This window comes from Roseateles sp. P5_B10, from assembly GCF_056400485.1.
The window spans coordinates 1-3,015 of record NZ_JBFULE010000646.1; the positions used below are offsets into that span (position 1 = coordinate 1).

The following is a 3,015-nucleotide window of genomic DNA, read 5'->3' on the forward strand; positions in this document are numbered from 1 at the left end:
GTAGTCAAACTACACAACGGGGCGGAGCTGGTCGATACTTCAGCCAACGCTGCCCGTCGAGTAGCATTCTTGCCTCCGTCGCTGGGGGCCGGCACTGATGAACTCCCCAACACCCAAGAGCTTCGCGTTACCCGTTCAACGCAAGCCCGCCGCCAAGGCCTCCACCGCGATGAAGAAGCCGACTGCCCTCTCCGCCGAAGACAAGGCCTTGCGCGCCGCCTTCGAGACCGCCTACGAGCGCGAGTTGTCCCAATCCAGCCATGGCCCCACGCCGCAGGCGGCCTTGCACGCGGCGGCCATCGCCTGCCGCGAGACGCTCGCCCGCCGCTGGGCCACCACGCAGGCCGCTGACGCCCAGCGTGGCGACAAGGCGCCCGTGCGCCGCGTGCACTATCTGTCGATGGAATTCCTGATGGGCCGCGCGCTGTCCAATGCGCTGGCCGCCCTGAAGCTGGTCGACCCGCTGGAAGCCAAGCTGGCCGAGCAGGGTCTGGCCCTGGGCGATGTGCTGGAGCGCGAGCCCGATGCGGCCTTGGGCAATGGCGGCTTGGGCCGTCTGGCGGCCTGCTTCCTGGACAGCTTCGCCGAACTGGAGCTGCCGTCCTTCGGTTACGGCCTGCGCTACCGCTATGGCACCTTTGCCCAGGTCATCAGCCAGGGCCGCCAGCTGGAGCAGCCCGACGACTGGACGCGCGACTCGCCCGCCTGGGAGCTGCCTCGACAGGACCTGCGCTACGAGGTTGGCTTTGGCGGCCGCATCGAGGTCGATGCCTCCGGGGTGCGCCGCTGGCAGCCGGCCGACAGCATCGAGGCCCAGGCCTATGACTTCATCGTGCCCGCCCACCACAGCGAGCGCGTCTCTACGCTGCGCCAATGGCAGGCCACGGCCGCGCCCATCGCCTTCAAGCCTTTCTGCGAGGGCGACTACGCCCGCGCTGCCCGCCACCAGGTGCTGGCCGATGCGCTGAACTGGGTGCTCTACCCCGACGACAGCACCGAGCAGGGCCGCGAGCTCCGCCTGAAGCAGGAGGCCTTCCTCGTCAGCGCCTCGCTGCAGGACCTGATCGCGCGTCACCTGCGCGAGTTCGGTTCGCTGCACAACCTCGGCAAGACCAACGCCATCCACCTCAACGACACGCATCCCGCGCTCGCCCCGGCAGAGCTGATGCGCCTGCTGCTGGACGAGCACGGCCTGGGCTGGGACGAGGCCTGGAAGATCACCCGCCAGGCGGTGGCCTATACCAACCACACGCTGATGCCGGAGGCGCTGGAAACCTGGCCGGTGCGCATGTTCGAGAACCTGCTGCCGCGTCACCTCGAGATCATTTACGAGATCAACCACCGCTTCCTCGAAGAAGTGCAGGCGCGCATCCCCGGCGATCATGCTTTCGCCTCGCGCGTGTCGCTGATCGACGAAGGCAGCCACGGCAGCGAGCGCCGCGTGCGCATGGCCGCGCTTGCGTTGGTCTCGTCGCACCGCGTCAACGGCGTGGCCGCGCTGCACTCGGAGCTGATGGTGCAGACCATCTTTGCCGACTACGCTCGCATCTGGCCGGAGCGCTTCCACAACGTCACCAACGGCGTCACGCCGCGCCGTTGGCTGGAGCAGGCCAACCCGCTGCTGTCCGGGCTGCTGGACAGCCGCATCGGCGAGGGCTGGCGCAAGAACCTGGCCGAGCTGGGCGAACTGGCGCCGCTGGCCGCCAACAAGGAGCTGGGCGAGGAGTTCCTGGCCGTCAAGCGCGCCAACAAGGAACGCCTTGCCGCCGTCATCCGCCGTGAGCTGGGCATCTCGGTCAATGTCGACAGCCTGTTCGACRTSCAGATCAAGCGCATCCACGAATACAAGCGSCAGCTGCTGAACATCCTGCACGTCATCAGCCGCTACCAGGCCATCCGCGACAACCCCGATGCCAACTGGGTGCCGCGCACCGTCGTCATCGCCGGCAAGGCGGCCTCGGCCTACCAGACGGCCAAGAGCATCGTGCGCCTGGCGCATGACGTGGCCCGTGTCATCAACAGCGACCCGCGCGTGGGCGACAAGCTCAAGCTCGTCTTCCTGCCCAACTACAGCGTCACGCTGGCCGAAAGCATCATCCCGGCGGCCGACCTGTCCGAGCAGATCTCGACGGCCGGCACCGAGGCCTCGGGCACCGGCAACATGAAGTTCGGCATGAACGGCGCGGTCACCATTGGCACCTGGGACGGCGCCAACATCGAGATGGCCGAGGCCATGGGCGTGGAGAACATGTTCGTGTTCGGCCTGCGCGCCGATGCCGTCGCCAAGATCAAGCAGCTGGGCTACGACCCGCGCCTGTATGTCGAAGAGAATCGCCAGCTCAAGCGCGTCATCGATGCCATCGCGGCGGGCGTCTTCAGCAACGGCGACACCGATCGTTATCGCGCGCTGGTGGACAGCATCCTGCACCGCGACGTCTACCTGCTGATGGCCGATTTCGCCGATTACGTCGCCACCCAGGCCAAGGTCGATGCGCTGTTTGCCGACCGTGCCGCCTGGGCTGAACGCGCCTTGCGCAATATCGCCGGCATGGGCCCGTTCTCGTCCGATCGCACGATCAACGAGTACGTGGACCGTGTCTGGTCCGTGAAGAGTCTGAACACCTGACGATGCTGAACGACGCCGACGTTGATTCCCTGCTGGCGGGCCGCCATGCCGATCCTTTCGGCCGGCTGGGCCTGCACGCGGATGACAACGGTCGGCTCTGGGTGCGCGCGCTGCTGCCCGGCGCCGCGGAAGTCGCGCTGCTGGATGCCAGCAGCAAGAAGCACATCGTCGACCTGGAGGAGCGCCGCGGCGGCTTCTTCGAGGCGCAGGTGCCACGTCGCAAGCACCGCTTCGACTACCGCCTGGCCGTGCGCTGGACCGGGGGCGGCGAGGGCGTCTATGCCGACCCCTACAACTTCTACCCCCAGCTCGGCGACGACGAGCTCAAGGCCTTTGCCGAAGGCCGCAACTTCCGGCCCTGGCTGAGCCTGGGTGCGCATGTCGTGCAG

The 3,015-nt window shown here is 67.4% G+C and carries 2 protein-coding genes; both read left to right on the forward strand.

Annotated features, from left to right (window positions below):
* The first annotated feature begins 169 nt into the window (after nt 1-169).
* Nucleotides 170-2,626: a glycogen/starch/alpha-glucan phosphorylase gene (locus AC1DU6_RS25360; RefSeq protein ID WP_477860465.1), complete on the forward strand. Its 2,457-nt coding sequence runs from the start codon at nt 170-172 to the stop codon at nt 2,624-2,626.
* Between the two features lie 2 nt (nt 2,627-2,628).
* Nucleotides 2,629-3,015, forward strand: a 387-nt coding sequence (locus AC1DU6_RS25365; RefSeq protein ID WP_477860467.1) for a GlgB N-terminal domain-containing protein, incomplete at its 3' end; no start/stop codon positions are given.